We start from the raw sequence: 17520 nt of genomic DNA, 5'->3' as shown, positions 1-17520 counted from the left end.
CGTCGGGCTCGATGGGTGACGCGCAGCTCGCCGCGGCGCTGACCGAGGTCGCCGGGGTGCTGCGGGCCGTCGGCGTCGGCGGCAACCGGGTCACCGTGCTCTCCTGCGACGCGGCCGTGCACGTCGTACGGCGGGTGCACACCGTGGGCGAGGTGCGGCTGGCCGGCGGCGGCGGCACCGACATGCGGGTCGGGATCGAGGCCGCGTTGACGGGTCGTCCACACGTCGTGGTGGTGCTGACCGACGGGTTGACGCCGTGGCCGGCCGCGCCGCCGGAGTCGGCCCGGGTGGTCGCGGGGCTGATCGGTGCCGGTGCGCCGCAGCCTCCGTCCTGGATCACCAGCGTCACGATCGACGACTGACCGGGGGCCGCTCACGCTGGCCGGGGCGGCGGTCGCCGGACCGGGCGGCGGCCCCGACATCCACTGGTCCAACCAGTTGACGGGTTGATGTGTGCTGCGCCACACTCCTCGGCATGGCCTTCGCTCCCGTCCCCCGCTCCTCGGTCTCCGACCACGTCTTCGGCCAGATCCGCGACGCCATCGTCAGCGGCGTCTACCGCCCGGACGAGGCGCTGCCCGGCGAGCGGGAGCTGGCCGCCACCTTCGGGGTCAACCGGCACGCCGTCCGGGAGGCCCTGCGCCGGTTGCAGCAGCTCGGCCTGGTGCGGGTCAGCCAGGGCGGCGCCACCCGGGTGCTGGACTGGCGGGTGCACGCCGGGCTCGACCTCGCCCTCTCCCTCACCCGCTTCCACGACACCCTCCCGGTGGACACCCTGGTCCGCGACATGCTGGAGATGCGGGCCTGCATCGGCGTCGACGCGGCCCGGCTCTGCGCGCAGCGCGGCGGCCCGGACGTCCGGGCCGCGATCCTGCGGGCCGTCGAGGAGTACGCGGGCCTGGAACCGGACCTGCCCGGGATGGGCGAGGCCACCATCGTGCTCTGGCGGCACATCGTCGCCGGCTCCGGCAACACCGCCTACCTGCTGGCCTTCAACAGCCTCGTGGCCGGCGCGCTCGCCGTCGGCGAGGTGCCCCCGGAGCGGCGCGCCGCGGAACTGCTCGACGTCGCGGGCCACCGCCGGCTCGCCGACGCCGTCGTGACCGGCCGGGCCGCCGACGCCGCCCGCGAGGCACGGGCCCTGCTCACCGCCCCCCTCACCACCCCCGTCGCAGCACCGAGAAGGGAAGCCCGGGCATGATCCCCGCCGTGCTCTACGCCGTACCGGCGTTTCTGCTGCTCATCGTCGTCGAGGCACTCTCCTACCGGTTCGCCCCCGACGACGACGAACGCGGGTACGAGCTGCGCGACACCGCCACCAGCCTGACCATGGGCGCCGGCAGCCAGGTCATCGGCGTGCCGTGGAAGCTGGCGACGATCGGCCTCTACGCCGCCGCGTACACCGTCACGCCGATCCAGCTCTCCCCCACCAGCGTCTGGACGTGGGTGCTGCTGTTCTTCGCCGACGACCTCGCCTACTACTGGTTCCACCGCTCCCACCACGAGGTGCGGCTGCTCTGGGCCGGGCACGTGGTGCACCACTCCAGCGTCTTCTTCAACCTCTCCACGGCCCTGCGGCAGAGCTGGACCCCGATGACGTCCATACCGTTCTGGCTGGGCCTGGCGCTGCTCGGCATCCCGCCGTGGATGATCTTCCTCCAGCAGTCGATCAGCCTGCTGTACCAGTTCTTCCTGCACACCGAGCGGATCAACCTGCTGCCCCGCCCCGTCGAGTGGATCTTCAACACGCCCTCGCACCATCGTGTCCACCACGGCGCCAACGCCGAGTACCTCGACCGCAACTACGGCGGCATCCTGATCGTCTGGGACCGGCTGTTCGGCACCTTCGAGCCCGAGCGGGCCACCGTCCGCTACGGGCTAACCAAGAACATCGACACGTACAACCCGCTGCGGGTGGCGACCCACGAGTACCGGGCGATCTGGGCCGACGCCCGGGCCGCCTCGTCCTGGCGGCACCGCCTCGGCTACGTGCTCGGCCGGCCGGGCTGGCAGCCCGCCCCGCACGCGCAGCCGGCGGTGGCCCGGTGAGGCGCCTCTGGCCGTTCGGCGTGGTGGCCGTCGTCGAGCTGATCGGCGTCGCGGTCGACTCGACCGTCCTGCAGTGGCTGGCCAAGCCCCTGCTCGCACCGGTGCTGCTGGTCCACCTGCTGCGGGCGCGCCGGCGCGTCGACCCCGTCGCCGTCGGGCTGGTCTTCGCGACCGGCGGCGACGTCGCGCTGCTGGTGTCGGGCGAGACGGCGTTCCTCGTCGGCATGGGGTGCTTCCTCGGCACCCAGGTGGCCTTCCTGACCGCCTTCCTGCGCCACCGGCGGCCGCCGGTCGTCGCGGTCGCCAGCTACCTCGCCTGCTGGGCGGTGGCCAACCTGGTGCTGTGGAACTCCCTCGGCCCGCTGAGGGTGCCGGTGCTCGGCTACAGCCTCGCGCTCAGCCTGATGGCCGCCGCCGCGGCCGGCGTCTCCCGTCGGGTCGCCCTGGGCGGAGGGCTGTTCCTGATCTCCGACCTGCTGATCGGGATGGACGCCGCCGGCTCCCGGATCCCCGGCCACGGCCTGGCGGTGATGACCACCTACATCGCGGCCCTGCTGCTCATCACCACCGGATGGGTGGCCGCCACCGCCGGGCGCGCCCGGCCCGCGGCCGGCGGCGACAGTCCCGCGCCCGCCCCGGGGCCCGTGCCCGGCACCGCTCGCTAGCCGAACCGACGACGCCCCCGGTCCAGGCCGGAGCGGGGGCGTCGTCGTCGCGTCCGCCGCCCTCGTCAGGTGTACGGCATCGTCGGGAACCAGCCGATGCCGAAGATGGCCGGCACCCGCAGGTCCCAGTACACGACGGTGAAGACGCCCAGCGCGACCAGCAGGGAGCCGGTGACGGTCGCGGCGCGGCGCGGGGACGCCATCCAGGCGAGGAACCGCCCCCGGCTGACCAGGATGAGGACCGCGAAGAGCGCCGCGACGATGAGGACGTTGCCCAGCGACTGCAGGGCGAAGGCGAGGGCGCCGTACCCGGGGTTGCCCGTGTCGACCGCCCAGTGGAACAGCTTGTTGAACAGCGGGTACGGCCGACCGACCAGGAAGCCCCCGACCAGGGCGCCCATGACGACCACCCGCGCCACCGGGCGGCTCGCGAAGACGTCCGGCAGCAGGCCGAGGGCCGCCAGCCCGAGGTAGGTCAGCGCGAGGCCGATCAGGCCGAAGACCACCGAGGACTGGATCAGGCGTACGGGCATCCCGCCGACGGTGTCCGTGGAGAGCTGCGGCAGACGCTCGCCGAGCAGCACCCCCAGGGCGCCGTAGGTCGCCGACACCGCCAGCATGCCGACGCTCAACCAGGCGACGGGCCGCAGCAGCGACCGCACGCCGTGGCGGCGGCCGGTGGCGCCAGCCTGGCTCATCGGGCCGACCGAGGCCGCCATCGCGATGTTGCAGGCGGTGAAGGTCCCGGCGAAGCCGGACACGAAGGCGAACAGCAGCCCCGCCGCCGTACCGCTGATGGCGGTGCCCTTCGCGTCGTGGCCGAGGAGGGCGTCGGCGACCGTGTCGCCGATGACCGAGTCGACCAGGTGGAACGACCAGAGCACGGCGAGCAGCACGCCCGCCGCGGCGCTGATCACCGCCGTCCGTCTGGGGCGTGCCGCCGGCGGGGGTACGGATGTCACCGACGCACCTCGCGGTGGGGCCTCGGGGGTGGGGTGCACGCTCATCGCCTCGCTTCCGTCTCTGACACGGGCCGTGGGGACGAGGTCCGTCGCCGGCGGACCCACCCGGGGCCGCGCCGGCGACGGACCGACGGTGGATCAGGTGACGGCGGGCCGCGCCGCCGGCGTGTTCGCACTCCGGGAGCGGTCGCGCAGCCAGATGCCCCACCAGAGCAGACCCCGGGCGAGACAGACGATCGTCACGGCGAAGAAGAGCGTGTAGACGACGTTGAAGGTGATCAGCACGCCGTACACGGCCGCGACGCTCGCGCCGAACATGAACTGGGCCCGCCCTGAGCTGGGGGTCGTGCCCGGGTCGGTGATCATGTAGTTGGTGAACAGCACGAACGCGACACCGGTGATCGGCAGCAGGGCCGCCCAGAGCGCGACGTCCCAGATGAAGTGGCGCACCAGCGCCTGGATCACGAAGCCGCCGACCCAGCCCACGACCAGCGGGATCTTCTTGGTCAGCACTCCGTTGAGCACCGTGCCGGCCGTCAGGATGACCAACGGCACGAGGATCCGGATCATGTCCGGGACGTCCTCGGTGAAGTGGTACGGCGGGGCGATGTTGACCCAGGAGAACGCGACCAGCGTCACCGTGATGCCGAAGTTGGACGGGTTCATGAAGTGCCGCATGCGCCCCTTGATCGGCGCCAGGAAGATCGCCTTCTGGCCGATGGCGACGACCACCGCGAAGGCGATCGGCCAGAAGTTGTCGTTGGCGTAGAGCAGCATGTTCGCGGCGAGCGCGGTGATGTGGGTGGGCAGCAGGAACGTGTACATGCCCCAGGCGCCGTTGCCGGCGAAGGCGGGCGGGCGCTTGTTCGCCCGCGCGGTGACCAGCTCGACCGCGATCTCCGTGGCGTAGCCGACCGCCAGGGCGAGCAGCGGCCAGGTCCAGGGCTGCTCGAAGCCGAGCACCGTGTACCCGAGGATGTTGAAGACGCTCATGGAGATGGCGAAGTTGCGCAGGGCCAGGTAGCGGGGGTCCCGCCGGTCGACCCGCGGGGGCGCTCCGGGCGTGGCCGCCACCGCCGCGTTGCGGTCGAAGGTGACGGCCGGCACCGGGCTGACCGGCGCGTCGGCGACCGCGGTGCCCCCCACCCCCCGCGCGTCACTACCGGTACGGGCGCTGTCTCGGACGTCGGTCATTTGGGCATCTCCTGGGCTTTGTCCGTGAGCATGATCGTGTGCCAGCCCGCGGCGAGGTCGAGGGTCTGCTTGTGTACGCCACCGGAGAGGTCGCGCCAGGCGATCTCCGCCGAGACCGGCTTGTCGCCGGCGTCGCCGAGGCCGAAGAAGACGTCGAAGCTGCGCTTGCCCGAGTGGCCGCTGCCTCCGTCGAGCTGGGCGATCCGGGTACGACCGTCGGCGGTCTTCACCCGCACCTGGGCGCCGTAGGCGGGCGTGCCGCGGCCGTCCTCCGCCGGACGGCACAGGCGCAGGCCGAGGAAGTTACCGCGGCCGGGCTTGTCGTTGCGGTAGTACGAGGGAGCGGCCCACTGGCGGGCCACCGCGAAGTCCTGGCCCCCGTCGCCGTTGGTGTCCGCGACGGCCACGCCGCGGCTCGGGGTGCCGTCGGTCATGCCGAGCTCGGCGGCGATGTTGGCGTAGCGCCCGTTCTTCTCCCGGACCCAGAAGGCGAAGGGTTCGGAGCCGGCGATGTCGTCGCCCGGCCCGGCCTTGGGCCACATGGCCGGATTGCGGAGCATCAGGTCGTTGCTCATGGCCAACTCCTGCAGCCACGACCACCGGTTGATGTCGCCCTTGACGAACCCGGCGGTCTGGACGACCGACATCTCGCCGCTGTTGTCGAAGTCCGCCATCTTGGCGTCCCAGCCCCAGCCGACCCAGGCCATGTTGAGTTCGGCGGCCTTGTTGTCGAAGACGGCCTTGCCCTCGCTCAGCCGCTTGCGGGCGTCGGCCATGCTCGACGAGTTGTTGCGCCAGACGAAGTTGCTCTCCTCCAGGCCCCAGGAGGTGGTGATGTTGCTGACGAAGATGTCGAACTTGCCGGAGCCGGCGAGGTCGCCGAACTCGATGGACATGCCCTTGAACGAGTCGTGACCGACCACCAGGGACTTCGGAGTGAGGGCGCCGCGGCGCCCTTCCGCCAGGGCGAACTTGATCTCGCCAGGGCGGGAGACGTTGTGGAAGAAGCGGTCCCGCCCGAAGTCGTTGGCGAGGTACAGCTCCGGCAGCAGGTCACCGTCGATGTCGGCGGAGCCGGCGCCGAGAGTCCAGCCGGTGGAGAACTCCGGCGGGATCGCCGCCTGTTCGACGTACGTCACGGTGGGGTTGTCGCCGCTGGTGGCGGCGGTCCAGCGCAGCACGTGCGCGCCGCCCGCGTTCTGCGCCCGGGACAGCGAGTGGTTCATCTCGACGTTCGGTTGGCCGGCCGGGTCGAGCACCTGACTGTCGGGGAAGTAGTTGAAGACGCCGATGTCCGGGCGGCCGTCGCCGTCGAAGTCGGCGACCGCGACCGCGTTGGTGTTCCAGAGCTTGCCCTGGTACTCACCGCCCGAGGAGGCGGACGGCCGGCCGACGAGCTCGGTGGGCAGGAAGGTCCCCTTGGTCAGCGGCGCCCTCGCGGACGCCCGGTGCAGGAACACCACCGGCGTGCGACCCCAGTAGTAGACCAGCAGGTCGGTCAGACCGTCGCCGTTGAAGTCGCCGGGCACACAGCCCATCGGGGCCATGGCCTTGTGGGTGGGCAGCGGTGCCGGGTCCAGCACGAAGGGCGCGTAACGGGCGGGCCCGTCGGGCGACGGCGTGACGACCACGCTGTCGCTGCGGGTGTCGACGAGGCAGAGGTCATTGGCGATCATGTCGCCGTCGAGGTCGTTCGCCGCGACGGCGGCGCCGACGGACGACACCCAGGCGCGGATGTGCTCGTACTCGGGGTTCACCGTGCGTACGGTGCGCTCCGGCAGGCCGGGCGGCAGCGCGATCGGCAGCTCGGTGAACCCGAACCGCGACGCCAGCGTCTGCCGCTCCTCCGCCGACGCGCTGGGCAGTCGGGCGACGACGAAGAACGCGGCCACGAGGACCAGCACGAAGACGGCGGGAATGATTCGGCGGATCGCGCCGACGGGTTGGGATGGCAAGGGCTTTCCCTTCAGATTCGGCCACCACCCGGATTCGTGCAGCGGCTGATGTGCCGTGCGGCCGGGTTTGGCGACGGACAGTTGTCGGCGACTGAAGAGTGACGCGATTTTCCTGCCATCATCCGCCAGCAGTTGCTGCCGCCGGATCAGGACTTCCACCACGCGGGGAGCTACGGTTCACGTGGTCAGCGCTGCCAATTCTCCACCAGTCGAGGCATGACGTGCGGTCCCTTCACGATGCCTGGCGAACCGTATGCGAAAGTCGCCGGCCGACCCACTTATGGTCGCGGGAGCACGGCCCGAGTTCTTCTCAAAAGTTGCTCAGTGGCCGACTGCGCCGGATGTGCGACCACCTCAGGGATCAGACCGTCACCCGTTAGGCGCCGCACTCAATCGTGATCGGGAAATCGCATCGCGACGTGGCGCTCGTGCGCCATGCGACGCAGGGCGGACAGGGCGACGCCGAACAGGACGCTGCGGAGGAGTGCCGGGCCCTTCTCGACACCACCCTCGTCGGCGGCCAGGTCGAGTTCCGTCATGACGAGCTGTTCGGCGGCGCGGGCGTAGGGGACGAAGAAGGTCACCTCGGCCGCGCAACCGAGGCTGCGCAGCCCCGCCAGGACATGGGCCAACACCTCGCCGGCGGGGGTGGCCTCGGTGGACCAGCCGAGAGCCTCGGCGAGGTCCGCCACCTCCGTGCGTGCGCAGTCCACGGCGGCCTGGCCCAGGGTCGTCGGGCCTTCCAGGTAGAGGGTCCGGTCCAGGACCTTGTACGCGTCCCGCAACGTGGCGTCGTCGTCGTCGATGGCGGCCAGGATCTCCCGGACAGAGGACAGGTCGAGTCCCCCTATCCCGGTCAGGGTCCGGATCAGGCGGATCCGCCGCAGGTGCCGATCGCCGTAGTCGGCTTGGTTGCGGCCGGTGGGCAGGCCGGCCGGGAGCAAGCCCTCACGCAGGTAGAACTTGATCGTCGGGACCGACACGCCACTCTGTCGACTGAGTTCCGAGATACGCACGCGTCCTCCGCCCCTGGCGAACGTTTGGGCAATCTTGCCATAGAGATCGATCGGTAGCCATTGATTGATAGCGACCCCTGGCGGCGGCAGACACGACGCGGACCGGACCACATGGACGCCCGATCACCTCAGACCAGAACACGCCCCGGATGTCCGGAAAATTATGCTAAAGATTGATAATCAGCAGCAGCACGGATACTGGCAAGTTCCACAATACAATAAGCAATTCTAGCGATCTTCGCCTCGAACGTACAGTGGAACGTGCCAATTTCGGGCAAGAAATGATAAGCCCAGGCCGTCACTCCTGGCTACGCTTCGAACGCAGAAAGTGTTGACCGGGCGGCCGGCCTCGGCTAGCATCGATTACGGTTAGCGGGGAATGGTGGCAGTCGAGACCCAAGAATCATTAGGCCGAATTCGCCACATCCACACAATGTGATTGTCCGCAATCCGGGGGAGACAAATGCACGACACAGCAGAGCAGGCAGTGGAACGAGCCATCGACACCATGCGGAGCAATTTATCCGAGCAGTTGACGGTGGATGACATGGCGCGAGCGGCCATGTTCAGCAAGTTCCACTTCACGCGCATCTTCCAGCGGGTCACCGGAATCTCCCCAGGCCGATTCCTGTCCGCGATCCGCCTGCAGGAGGCCAAACGGCTACTCACCACGACAAGGCTCAACGTCACCGACATCAGCCTCCGGGTGGGCTACAACAGCGTCGGAACGTTCAGCACCCGCTTCACCAAGAGCGTCGGCCTGCCTCCCACCATCTACCGACGCATGGGAGGCTTCGCTCCCCGCATTCCCACGCAACGCCCGACGGGCGTATCGCAGGGCGTCATCACCGGACGGATCACCGCACCCCTCGACGGGCCCGTACCGGGGCTCATCTTCATGGGCCTGTTTCCGCACCGTATCCCCGAGGGCCCGCCGGTGCGGTGCGCCATCCTGGAGTCGCCCGGCGTCTACCGTTTCGCGAACGTGCCCGACGGCACCTGGCACCTGCTGTGCCATTCGGTCTCGGGAGACGTGCTGCGCCTCCAGCAGGGCAGGGTGATGGTGTCCTCGGTGGGCCCGCTGACCGTCCGCGGACAGCTGACCCTGACCGCGGACGTCCACCTCAAGCAGATGTCCAAGATCGATCCACCGGTGCTCCTGGCCCTGCTCGACAGCCGGAAGGCGGCGTTCGAGCGGCAGGACCAGGCCAAGGTGCACGCCGCCTGACCCGCCCGAGGGCACGAACAGCTTTCGGTAGCCTTCCACACCGGGCCGCCGGCGCCGACAGGCGTCGGCGGCCCTCGCACGTTGCCTGCCCCGTCGCCGCGCGTTGGGTACGGGCAGGACAGACCACGGACGGGCGCGGGTAGGCGGGCTGGCTCCCGGGGCTGGACGGACAGCGCAGGTCCCGCGGACGCCAGGGCGTCCGCGGGACCGGTGGACGCGGATCAGCTGACCTTGTGGACCGTCATCGGCAGGCCGCCGCGCACCCGCAGCGACAGCATCGGCTCGGGCACCACCGGCCGACCGGGCACCCCGACCAGGCGCACGTCCCTGATCAGCATGGCCAGGACGAGGGTGGCCTCCATCATCCCCAGGTGGTTGCCCACGCAGAACCGGGGGCCGGCGCCGAACGGGATGTACGCGTACCGGGGGCGCTCCGTGCTGCGCGCCGGGTCGAAGCGGTCCGGGTCGAACCGCTCCGGCTCGTCCCAGAACCGGGGATGCCGGTGCAGGGTGTACGGAGAGATGAGGATGTCGGCCCCCGCCGGCACGTGGTACCCGCCGATCTCGTCGGCCTCCTGGGCCTTGCGGGGCAGGAGCCAGACCGGCGGGTAGAGCCGGATGGCCTCCTCCACCACCATCGCCGTGTACCGCAGCCGGTGCAGGTCCTCGTAGACCGGCAGCCGGTCGCCGAGCACGGACACGGCCTCCTCGCGGACCCGCTGCCGGATCGCGGGGTGCCGATCGAGCAGGTGCAGGCTCCAGCCCAGCGTGCTGGCGGTCGTCTCGTGCCCGGCCAGCAGCAGCGTGACCAGCTCGTCGCGCAGCCGCTGCCGGGCCACCCGCGGGTCCTTCTCCAGCCGGGTCGAGACGATCAGGCGGGAGAGGACGTCGTCGCGCCCGTCCACGTCCCGGCCCCGGCCGGCGACGAGCTCGTCGACGACCTGCTGGAGGTGCCGGCGGGCGCGCCGGAACCGTAGCTGCCGGGGCAGCGGGATCCACGTCGGCACGGCACTGAGCGTCTCCAGCTCGAACATCGCCTGGTCCTGCACGGCGGCGAACGACCCGCCGACACCGTGGAAGCCGCTGAGCTCGGCGTCGAGCAGGGTCCGCCCGAGCACCCCGAGGGTCAGCGTCGTCATCTCCTCCAGCACGTCGACCGGAGGGCCGTCGGCCCGCGCCACCAGCCGCTCGACCAGCAGCGCGGCCTCCTCGCCGATCACCCCCGCGTAGTGGGCGAGCCGTCGGTTCTGGAACGCCGGCTGGATCACCTTACGTTGCTTGCGCCACAGCTCACCCTCGCTGGTGAGCAGGCCGTCGCCGAGCGCCCGGCGGGCGTGCACCAGGCCGATGCCCTTCTGGTAGTTGGCGCTGTTGTCGGACAGGACGTGCTTGGCGTGGTCGGGGTGGTTGAAGAAGTAGAGCTGCTTGTGGGCGACCGGCAGCCGCGCGGCGTCGCCGTACCGCTCCGCCGCCAGCGTCATCATCCGCAGCCGGTCCCGGCCCATCAGGACCAGCATGGGCAGGCCGGCGGGGCGGGGCGGGCCCGGCGGCGTGCGCCGGGCCGCGCCCTCGATCGTGGTCATGCCGCCTCACTCCGCTCCCGCTCGACCTGACGGAACCGCCCGGAGAGGAAGAGCAGTGCCTCCCCGTCCGCCCGGCGCTCCAGGGAGAGCAGCCGGCCGAGGAAGATGGTGTGGTCGCCGCCGTCGTACGACTGCCACACCTCGCACTCGAAGTGGGCGAGTGCGCCGCTGATCAGCGGCGCACCCGTCGTCGCGCCCGGCCGCCAGTCGACCTGGTCGAACTGCTCACCGCCGAGCGGCCGCCGCCCGTCGGCGAAGTAGCGGGCCACCGTCTCCTGGTCGTCGGTCAGCACCGAGACCGCGAACTCCCGGGTCTCGGAGAGACAGGCGTGCATCAACGCGTTCCGGTCGACGCACACCAGCACCAGCGGCGGATCGAGCGACACCGAGGTGAACGAGTTGGCGGTCATCCCGTGCGGGGTGGCGCCGCCGACGGTCACCACCGTGACGCCGGTGGCGAAGGCGCCGTACGCCCGCCGCAGTGCCGTCACGTCGGCGGTCTCGACGGTGAGTGTTCGCTGTACGTCCACGACGTCTCCTTCTCGCGCCGTCAGGAGCGCCGCGCCGAGGTGTACGGCGCGAGCGCCGTCACCAGCGCCTCCGGCACCCTCGCCGGCGCGGTGCGGGTGTTCGGGCCGCGCATGCAGGCAATGCGCTGCCGGCCCCGGGCCACCAGCGTCTCGCCGCCGTCCCGGTCGAGCTTGACGTAGTCGAAGCTGAACTCGAGCTGGGTCTGCGCCAGCTCCTCCAGGCGCATCCGGATGGACAACTCGTCGAATGCCGTGATCTCGGCGAAGAACTCGCAGTCGACGCGCAGGGTGAACAGCTTCAGGTCGTCGCGTACGTCGGCCAGCACGTCCGGGGCCCGCTCCTTGAGGAACATCTCCCGGCAGCGCCCCTGCCAGCGCAGGTAGTTGACGTAGTACACGTTGCCGACGAGGTTGGTCTCCTCGAAACCCACCGTGTGCAGGTACTCGAAGTACTTGTCCATCGACTAGGCCCGTCCTTCCGTGAGGATCGCGAACGCCATCGGCTCAGGCAGGTCCCGCACGGTCGCAACGAGCGTGGCGATCCGTAGGTCGCCGGAGGCGAAGACCAGCCACCCGGCCCGGTCCGAAGGCACCACGACCAGCGGCGCCCGGTGCGACAGCCCCGCCTTGCGCAGGCACTCGATCGCCGCCCACACCCGCGTGGCCGCCGCGTCCAGGGACTCACCGCCGTCGGCGGCGCAGAGCCGGGCGAGGTCGACGTGCGCGCCGAGAAGCCCGTGCCAGACCGACTCCTCCCGGGCCCGTACCGCCTCCACGTCGCAGGCGAGCGGTCCGGTCCCCACCACGCACAGCGTCAGGTTCTCGCTGTGCGCGGCCGACAGGGACCGCCCGTCTGCCAGCTCGGGGCGGCCGTCCGGCCGGTACGCCACCTCGACCGGCCCGCCCGCCGCCCGGCCGGCAGCCAGGGCCGTGCGTGCCCGCCGCCTGCGGGTCTCGTCCGCCGTGCTCTGCCCGGCCTGCCCGCCGGGCCCGGACGGCTCCGCCGGGCTCGGCTCGACCGCGACCGCCACGGCACCGCCGACCAGGTCGCCGACGGCCCGCTCCAGGTACGACCCGAGCAGCGGTGCCGCCCACGGTCCGCGGCCGTCCCTCTTGCGCACCGCCCGCAACCGCAGGCCCTCCCACCGCTCCACGACCGCACCGTCGGCGGCGCGCAGCGCGATGTCGTACACGTAGGTGTCGCCGTCACGGCTGCGCTCCTCGGCGCAGTAGCGCAGCTCCTCCGCCTCGGTCAGCCGGCTCCCCGCCGGGTGCAGCCGTTCGATCCCGGCCGGCAGCAGCGTCGCGTCGGGGACGCAGACCTGGTTGCCGTGCATGAGGGCGTCCCGTACGCCGGGGTCGCCGAGGAGCAGGGTGGCCGGCAGGTAGTCGGCGAACCACCGGGTCTGCGGCGCCGTGACGACGTCGGCGTCGACGTGCCGGGCGGCCGAACGGTGGTAGCGGCGCAGCCGCTGGAACCGTCCGCCCTGGAACAGGATGTCGCCGTACAGGTCGGTGGCGGGCTCCAGCGGCACGCTCGGCAGCCCGGCGGGCACCTGTTCGGGCGGGCCCGCCGGCGGTCGCGCCCCGGTGAAGTGCAGCCGCGCCCGGAAGTGCGCGGCGCTGAACTCCGTCTCGGCGCTGTAGATGACCGCGTCCACGACCCCGTCGTCGACAACGAGGGTGGCGACCCGGATGGTGGTGCTGCCGTCCGGCGGCACCACGACGGGCCGCAGGAACTCGGCCCGCTCGACCACCGGCGTGTCGGTCCGTCCGGTCAGCGCGGCGGCGACCTGGGCCATCGCCTCCATCCCGAACACCGCCGGGAACAGCAGGTTGCCGTCCAGCCGGTGGTGGTCCAGGTAGAGGTCGGTGACCGGCTTGAGTTCGGCCTCGGTGACCAGCTCGACACCGTGGTAGCGCACGAGCGGCCGGTCCACGAACCGCAGCAGCGGCAGCTCCGGAAGGTCCATCCGGACCGTGTCGATGCCCTCGGTCCGCCCGCTGACCACCACGACGGACGGTGCCTGCGGATCGGCGAGCAGGCGTCGGAGCATCGCCACCCCCTGGTCGGGGGTGACCGGGGTGATCCCGTCGCGGGTGAGCGCCTCGACCACGGACAACCGCTCACCCATGCCGACACCGGACCACACGGACCACTCGAGGCAGAGGCTGCGGCAGTGCGGGTGGCGCCGGCCGAAGTCGACGGTCAACTCGGCCAGCCAGTCGTTCGCCGTCGCGTAGTGGGCCTCGCCGCGCAGGCCGGCCCGGCCGATGATGCTGCCGAACGTCACCAGCAGGCGCAGCCGCTCGGGGTCCACCGCGTCGAGCACGGCCCGCAGGCCGTCGACCTTCGGCGCGAAGGTGCGGCGGAAGGCGTCCATGGTCAGGCCCGTCAGGGCCGCCGGCTCGTTGCGGCCCGCGCCGTGCAGCAGCGCCGTGACCGGCCCCAGTTCGGCGACGAGCCCGTCGACGGCCTGCCGTACCTGCTCCGGGTCGGCCACGTCGGCCCGGGCGTAGCGCACCCGCACCCCGGCGTCCGCCATCCGCTTGAGGTTGGCCGCCAGCTCGTCGTCCTGGGCGGGATCCGAGCGGCCCAGCACGGCGAGTCCCGCACCGCTGTCCACGGCCATCGCCAGGGCGCACTCCGCGGTGATGCCCTTGCCGCCACCCGTGACCAGCAGCAGGTCCTCGGCACCCAACGGCTGGCGGGTCTCGGCCGGGCGCACCGGCAGCCCGCGCAGGGTGGGCACCCGCCGCCGCCCGGCGGCGTCGTGGTGAACCTCGACGAAACCGTCGGTGGCCGCGACCTCCGCCGTCACCCGAGCCACGGCCTCCGGCACGGGCGGGGTGTGCACGATGGTGGTCCGCAGGTGCGGCGCCTCCAGTCGTAGCGTCTTGGCCAGCCCGGCCGCGCCGGGGCCCTGCTGGACGAGGACGAAGCGGGTGCCGGGGGCGGCGGCGGCCGCCGCCTGCGCGCCGCGCAGGGCCAGTTCGAGATCGGCTTCCGCACACCGCTCCGGCAGGCACACCAGCACCCCCGCGCCGACGCCGGCGCTCTGCAGGGAAGCGCGCAGCGGCTCGGCGATGAGGTGCCCGGCAGGGGCGAACAACTGCCAGGCACCGTCGGCCTCCGCCCCGGCGACGACCGGCGACGGCGCGTCGTCGAGCTCGACCGACCAGGCCCGGCACCAGTCGGCGACGCCGTGCACGAAGGCCGGGCCGGCCGTGTCGGCGTCCCGACCGGTGCCGGCGAGCTGCTCCAGGGCCTCGGCGAGCTGCCCGACGGTGGCCGTCGCGAAGTTCGTCGGGGTCTGCGCGGCCGGCACGCCGAGGAGCTGGGCTGCCTGGTTGACCAGCTGCCCGACGGTGATCGAGCTCAGGTGCAGGTCGTCGAGGAGGTGGCTGCCGTCGTGCACCATCTCCAGCGGCAGCTCGGCCCGCTCGGCGGCCAACCGGCGCAGCAGCTGCAGGCTCGACTCGCCGACCGGTTGCGCCGACTCCGGCCGCCCCCCGTCCACCGTCGACGGGGGCCTTGCCGTCCGGACGCTGGCGCCCCCGGGCAGGTCCACCACCGGGGCGGACTCGCAGGGGCTGGCGAAGAAGCGGAAGTTCTGTCCCACCTCCAGCGGCCGGACCAACCGGTCGTGGAAGAGACCGCCCTCCACGCCGCCGGCGCCCACGACGTAGGCGGCCGCCGCGACCCGCAGCAGGCCCGCCAGCGACTCGTCGTCGGTGTCGAGCGCCACCGCCGGCAGGTCGGTGCCGGCCGACGCGAGGCCGGAGAGCACCTGCCCCGGACCGACCTCGACGAACAGGTCGACCTCCTTGGCCGCCAACGCGACAGCCTGGCTGAACAGCACCGGATCGGTGATCTGGCGGTGCAGGAGGGCCGAGACGTCGGTGTCCGGGGGGAGCGGCTCGCCGGTGACGGTGGAGATGACCCGCCGGGACACCGGCCCGAACCGCTCCCCGGCCAACGCCTCGCCGAAGGCGTCCGCGGCCGGCTCGACCAGCGGGGAGTGGAAGGCGTGCGACACCGAGAGCCGGGTGGTGCGCAGGCCGGCGGAGCGGGCCCGCTCGCAGGCGTCCTGCACCGCGGTCTCCGACCCGGCGATCACGGTCTGCTCCGGCCCGTTGTACGCCGCGATCACCACGGGGAGGCCGGCGATCAGCCCGGCGACCCGCTCGGGCGGCGCGCTGATGTTGGCCATCGTGCCGGAGGCGCTGTGCTCCCCCATGGTCCGCCCGCGCACGCCGGCGATCCGGAGCAGCGCCTCCTCGTCGAACGCACCGGCCCAGTGCAGGGCGGCGATCTCACCGAGGCTGTGCCCGACCGCGACGGTCGCGTCGAGGTTGAGCAACGACAGGGCACGCAGGCCCGCCAGCGAGCCGGTGACGATCCGCGGCTGGGCCACCGCGGTGGCGACCATGTCACCGCTGAGCGGCAGCGCGGCCCGCTGGTACACCTCCTCCACGTCGGCGAAGCGGCGGCGCAGCGCGCCGCCGGAGGTGCCCCGGCCGGACCCCTGCCCGGGGAAGAGGAAGCCGATGCGGCCCGGACCGCTCACGTGGCCCAGGAAGCAGCGGCCGTCGGAGGAGAACAGGCGCACCTCACCGGCGTCGAGGGCGTCGCAGACCCGGCGCAACTGCCGCTCGGCCTCCTCGGGTGAGGAGATCACCACGCCCGCGCGGTACGGCAGGTCACGCAGCTCGCGGTGCAGGGTGGCGGCGAGGTCGCCGAGCTGGGCGTACGACACGGTCGGCGCGAACTCGACCAGGCGTTGCAGCCGCTCGCGCAGCTCCTGCGGGCTGCCGCCGTCGACGAGGAGGAGTTCGGCGTCCTGCATGGACGCCGCGAGGTTGCGGAAACGGCTGTCCAGCCGGGGGGTCCGCCGAGGGTGCTCGTTCTCCAACACGATGTGGGTGTTGATGCCGCCGAAGCCCATCGCCGTCACGCCGGCGCGCACCGGCACGTCGCGCGGCCACGGTTCGGCCTTGCGCAGGGCCCGCAGCGCGGACTGCTCGGCGGTGAGGATCTCGTGCGGGTCGACGCAGCCGATGGTGGGCGGCAGCACCTCGTGGTGGACCGCCATCGCCGCCTTGATCAGGCCGGCGACGCCGGCTGCCGCCTTGGTGTGCCCGATCATGCCCTTGATCGAGCTGATCGCGGCCTGCGGGGAGTTCCCGTCGGCGCTGCGCCGGGCCAGCGACAACGCCTGCAGCTCGGTGGCGTCGCCCACCGCCGTGCCGGTGCCGTGGCCCTCGAAGAGCCCGACGGTCTCGATGCCGAACCCGGCCCGGTCGTACGCGCGGCGCAGGGCGAGCTGGTAGCCGGCGACCTCCGGTCGGGTGATCCCACCCTTGCCGTCGGAGGAGATGCCCCAGCCGGCGATGGTGGCGTAGATGCGGTGTCCCGCCTGGCGGGCCTCCGCATCACGCATCAGGACCACCATGCCGCAGCCCTCGCCCGGCCAGAAGCCGTTCGAGCCGCGGTCGTAGACCCGCATCTCGCCCCGCGCCAGCGCGCCGGTCTTGGCGAAGCCGATGATCTCGAAGGGGTCGATGGAGAGGTCCACGCCGCCGGCGATCGCCACGTCGACCTCGCCGTCGGAGAGGGCCTTGCACGCGGTGGCGACGGAGAGCAGGGACGAGGAGCAGGCGCCGTCGACGGTGTAGCCGCCGCCCTTGAAGTCGAAGTGGTTGCAGATGCGCCCGGCGATGGTGTTGGAGAGGCCACCGGCGAGGGTGTCCTCGTCGACCTCCGGGAACGGGCCCTTGAACGTCGCCTCGAAGTCGTCGAGGAAGCCGGCGAGCTGGTCGTCGTCCCAATCCTGTTCCTTGAGCGCGGCGACGACCATGCGGCGCACGTACGGCCAGCGCAACCGCAGCTGGTTGGCCCGGGAGAACTCGCCGGTCAGCGTGTTGCCGACGACCACGCCGGTGCGCTCGCGGGGCAGTCCCTCCGCCATCGGGAACCCGGCGTCGGCCAGCGCCATGGCCGCCATGTCGAGGGCGAGCCAGTGGGTGAGGTCGGTGGATCGGTAGGTGCTACCGGCGACCTTGTACGCGATCCGGTCGAACTCGTAGCCCTCGATCACCGCCGCGTTGCGGGCGTAGAAACGGTCGGACGTGGCGGGGTCGGGATCGAAGTAGTCGTCCAGTCGCATCCGTTCATCGGGCAGTCGCCGGAAGGCGCGGCGACCGGCGACGGCGTTCTCCCACAGTTCCCGCGGGGATGTGGCATCCGGGTAGCGGCATGCCATCCCCACGACAGCGATCCTGGTCACGAGGTTTCTCCGTTGTCGCGCGTAATGGTGGATCGCCGGGGCATGGAC

Annotated in this window: 13 protein-coding genes; 5 read left to right on the top strand and 8 right to left on the bottom strand. The window is 71.9% G+C overall.

The window, feature by feature from the left end:
* Window positions 1-11 precede the first annotated feature (11 nt).
* The 4 genes from AB0G13_RS03915 (at window position 12) to AB0G13_RS03900 (ending at window position 2714) form a co-directional block, all read left to right on the top strand.
* The gene (locus AB0G13_RS03915; RefSeq protein ID WP_357868533.1) at window positions 12-362 is read left to right on the top strand and encodes a VWA-like domain-containing protein; all 351 of its coding nucleotides are present in this window, start codon (window positions 12-14) and stop codon (window positions 360-362) included.
* 113 nt (window positions 363-475) lie between these two features.
* The gene (locus AB0G13_RS03910) at window positions 476-1201 is read left to right on the top strand and encodes a GntR family transcriptional regulator (RefSeq protein ID WP_357868476.1); all 726 of its coding nucleotides are present in this window, start codon (window positions 476-478) and stop codon (window positions 1199-1201) included.
* Window positions 1198-2049, top strand: coding sequence for a sterol desaturase family protein (locus AB0G13_RS03905; protein ID WP_357868473.1), 852 nt, complete (start codon window positions 1198-1200; stop codon window positions 2047-2049). The genes AB0G13_RS03910 and AB0G13_RS03905 overlap by 4 nt, the downstream gene beginning before the upstream one ends.
* Window positions 2046-2714 carry a lysoplasmalogenase gene (locus AB0G13_RS03900; protein ID WP_357868470.1) on the top strand — a complete coding sequence of 223 codons (669 nt, stop codon included), beginning with the start codon at window positions 2046-2048 and terminating at the stop codon, window positions 2712-2714. Before AB0G13_RS03905 ends, AB0G13_RS03900 begins: the two co-directional genes overlap by 4 nt.
* Window positions 2715-2779: 65 nt before the next feature.
* Here the strand turns inward: AB0G13_RS03900 and AB0G13_RS03895 are convergent, their stop codons facing one another.
* From AB0G13_RS03895 to AB0G13_RS03880, 4 genes are all read right to left on the bottom strand, one after another.
* Window positions 2780-3676: a hypothetical protein gene (locus tag AB0G13_RS03895; RefSeq protein WP_357868467.1), complete on the bottom strand. Its 897-nt coding sequence runs from the start codon at window positions 3674-3676 to the stop codon at window positions 2780-2782.
* 138 nt (window positions 3677-3814) lie between these two features.
* Window positions 3815-4870 carry an enediyne biosynthesis protein gene (locus AB0G13_RS03890; RefSeq protein ID WP_357868464.1) on the bottom strand — a complete coding sequence of 352 codons (1056 nt, stop codon included), beginning with the start codon at window positions 4868-4870 and terminating at the stop codon, window positions 3815-3817.
* Window positions 4867-6774, bottom strand: a complete 1908-nt coding sequence (locus AB0G13_RS03885; protein ID WP_357868531.1) for a CRTAC1 family protein — start codon at window positions 6772-6774, stop codon at window positions 4867-4869. The genes AB0G13_RS03890 and AB0G13_RS03885 overlap by 4 nt, the downstream gene beginning before the upstream one ends.
* Window positions 6775-7214: 440 nt before the next feature.
* Window positions 7215-7841, bottom strand: coding sequence for a MerR family transcriptional regulator (locus AB0G13_RS03880; protein WP_357868461.1), 627 nt, complete (start codon window positions 7839-7841; stop codon window positions 7215-7217).
* A 463-nt stretch (window positions 7842-8304) separates the two neighbouring features.
* Here AB0G13_RS03880 and AB0G13_RS03875 point away from each other — a divergent pair, with 463 nt between their 5' ends.
* Window positions 8305-9069, top strand: a complete 765-nt coding sequence (locus AB0G13_RS03875; RefSeq protein WP_357868459.1) for an AraC family transcriptional regulator — start codon at window positions 8305-8307, stop codon at window positions 9067-9069.
* Window positions 9070-9290: 221 nt separating this feature from the next.
* Here AB0G13_RS03875 and AB0G13_RS03870 read toward each other — a convergent pair whose 3' ends face one another.
* The 4 genes from AB0G13_RS03870 to AB0G13_RS03855 are packed head-to-tail and all read right to left on the bottom strand — an operon-like array spanning window position 9291 to window position 17472.
* Entirely contained in the window at window positions 9291-10652 is a 1362-nt protein-coding gene (locus AB0G13_RS03870) for a cytochrome P450 (protein WP_357868456.1), read from the bottom strand.
* Window positions 10649-11143, bottom strand: a complete 495-nt coding sequence (locus AB0G13_RS03865) for a flavin reductase family protein (protein WP_357868528.1) — start codon at window positions 11141-11143, stop codon at window positions 10649-10651. The genes AB0G13_RS03870 and AB0G13_RS03865 overlap by 4 nt, the downstream gene beginning before the upstream one ends.
* 59 nt (window positions 11144-11202) lie before the next feature.
* Window positions 11203-11643 carry an acyl-CoA thioesterase gene (locus AB0G13_RS03860; protein WP_121401404.1) on the bottom strand — a complete coding sequence of 147 codons (441 nt, stop codon included), beginning with the start codon at window positions 11641-11643 and terminating at the stop codon, window positions 11203-11205.
* A gap of 3 nt (window positions 11644-11646) precedes the next feature.
* The gene (locus AB0G13_RS03855) at window positions 11647-17472 is read right to left on the bottom strand and encodes a type I polyketide synthase (RefSeq protein WP_357868454.1); all 5826 of its coding nucleotides are present in this window, start codon (window positions 17470-17472) and stop codon (window positions 11647-11649) included.
* Window positions 17473-17520 lie beyond the last annotated feature (48 nt).

This window comes from Micromonospora sp. NPDC023633, from assembly GCF_040640035.1.
Classification (GTDB): Bacteria; Actinomycetota; Actinomycetes; order Mycobacteriales; family Micromonosporaceae; genus Micromonospora.
Note: the sequence above shows the minus strand (reverse complement) of the source record. Positions and strands in the feature narration are given on the sequence as shown.

Bases quoted from the DNA above. Each gene is read 5' to 3' on its own strand.
- AB0G13_RS03915 (WP_357868533.1), top strand. From the start codon at position 12: ATGGGTGACGCGCAGCTCGCCGCGGCGCTGACCGAGGTCGCCGGGGTG.
- AB0G13_RS03910 (WP_357868476.1), top strand. From the start codon at position 476: ATGGCCTTCGCTCCCGTCCCCCGCTCCTCGGTCTCCGACCACGTCTTC.
- AB0G13_RS03905 (WP_357868473.1), top strand. From the start codon at position 1,198: ATGATCCCCGCCGTGCTCTACGCCGTACCGGCGTTTCTGCTGCTCATC.
- AB0G13_RS03890 (WP_357868464.1), bottom strand. From the start codon at position 4,870: ATGACCGACGTCCGAGACAGCGCCCGTACCGGTAGTGACGCGCGGGGG.
- AB0G13_RS03875 (WP_357868459.1), top strand. From the start codon at position 8,305: ATGCACGACACAGCAGAGCAGGCAGTGGAACGAGCCATCGACACCATG.
- AB0G13_RS03870 (WP_357868456.1), bottom strand. From the start codon at position 10,652: ATGACCACGATCGAGGGCGCGGCCCGGCGCACGCCGCCGGGCCCGCCC.
- AB0G13_RS03860 (WP_121401404.1), bottom strand. From the start codon at position 11,643: ATGGACAAGTACTTCGAGTACCTGCACACGGTGGGTTTCGAGGAGACC.